Below are 1,640 nucleotides of genomic sequence, written 5' to 3' on the forward strand. Positions count from 1 at the left end.
CGCTTGGATTCCAGCAGTCGTCGCAACGCGCGTGGTTACGAGGCTTCCAGTAAAGCAGTCAGACGCTCGGCGGGCGTGTCCCAGCCCAGAGACTTGCGGGGTCGCTCGTTGAGTTCCTGGGCGACCGCTCGGAGGTCATCGATGCCGTATCCGGCCAGGTCGGTGCCTCGTGGAAAGTATTGCCGGAGAAGTCCATTCGTGTTTTCGTTGGTGCCGCGCTGCCAGGGCGATCCTGGGTCTGCGAAGTAGACCTCGAAGTCCGTCGCCGTGCTGAATGCGCGATGCTCGGCCATTTCCGCACCTTGGTCCCAGGTCAACGTTCCCCTCAGCGACGCCGGCAGGTCGGCGACGGCGGCGATCAGCGAGTCCCGAACGGTTTCTGCGTTGCGTTCGCGGCCGAGGCGACCGAGCAGGACGAAGCGTGTGGACCGTTCGACCAGTGTCGCGATCGCCGATCCGCCCAGGGCGCCGATGATGAGATCGCCTTCCCAATGGCCCGGCACTGTCCTCGACTCGACGACGGCGGGGCGTTTGCCGATGGCGTTCATCGGATCGACGAACCTCGGGCGACGGACGTCGGGCTGCTTGCGGGGTTTGCGGGCGAGGCGACCGCGCCGAAGTTGTTTTCCGAGTTCGCGTTTGAGCTCTCCGCGAGCGTGAACATAGATCGCTTGGTAGATCGTTTCGGTGCTCACTCGCATCTCCGAGCTGGTCGGGAAGTCCTTGATCAGCCGGTGGCTGATCTGCTGTGGTGACCACTTCTTGTTCAGTTTCGCCTGCACGTAGCGGCGAAGTGCGGTGTTCGCGACCAGTTTCGGTGGCCGCGGTCTGGCTCGGCGTTTCACCGACAGTCGATGTGCGGTATGAGGCAGGTATCCCCGCGAGGAGACGGTGTTGCGGTTCAACTCCCGGCTGATCGTCGAGGGTGAACGACCCAGCTCGGAGGCGATCTTGCGGATCGACAACCCGGAACGCCGCAGGTCCTGAAGTTGCTCACGCTCGATGAGACTGAGATATCGCCGATGGATGATCTTCTCGACAACGTCGAGATCGACACTCCCACCGATCGCACGCGATCTTCGTTCCGGCACTCCGCCATTGTTCCGCTCGGGATAGCGCACCACACGACCGTCCGGATAGACCCGGCCCCGGTTGATGATCGTGATGCCCTTGTCCCAGTCGGTGGCCGATCGGGCATCGGCACCGACCCGCTTACGGGCCTGCGCGCGCGTGAGTCCGGCAGCGCGCAGCCGCAAGAATTCCTCCCTGCGCGGGTTGACCTTGCGCGCCTCGCTGGTGGAGATCCCCGCCTTGCGAGCCCACGCATACGCAGTCGGCCGATGAATTCCCAACTCGCGAGCAACAGTAGAGATGATCTGTCGTTCTCGCGCCAGGCGCAGAAACTCCGCCTTCAACTCCGCCGAGTAGACCCGTGGCGTTGCCCTCTGCATGGTCAGCCCGGTGCGACGCAGCCAGTTGTAGCCGGCGTTTTCGGGAATGCCCACCGCTCTCGCCGCAGCGCGGACAGTTCCTCCCCGGTCGAGCACCCGGAAGAACTCATCTTTCTGCTGCTGCGTGTACTTCCTGCCACCCATGGACACACCTTCCGAGGGGTGTTGCCACGACTGCTGGAATCCAAG

General features: G+C 63.7%; 1 protein-coding gene and 1 pseudogene. Both read right to left on the bottom strand.

All coding sequences use genetic code 11. From position 1 onward, the window contains the following. Nucleotides 1-35: 35 nt before the first annotated feature. Nucleotides 36-1,256 (bottom strand): IS30 family transposase, encoded by a 1,221-nt coding sequence (locus ACFYTS_RS36535; RefSeq protein ID WP_387309766.1) that lies wholly within the window; start codon nucleotides 1,254-1,256, stop codon nucleotides 36-38. A 45-nt stretch (nucleotides 1,257-1,301) separates the two neighbouring features. Next, nucleotides 1,302-1,595: pseudogene (locus ACFYTS_RS36540) on the bottom strand (transposase); the annotation flags it as partial. Nucleotides 1,596-1,640 lie beyond the last annotated feature (45 nt).

Origin of the sequence: Nocardia sp. NPDC004151, assembly GCF_042874235.1 — a bacterium.
GTDB lineage: Bacteria > Actinomycetota > Actinomycetes > Mycobacteriales > Mycobacteriaceae > Nocardia.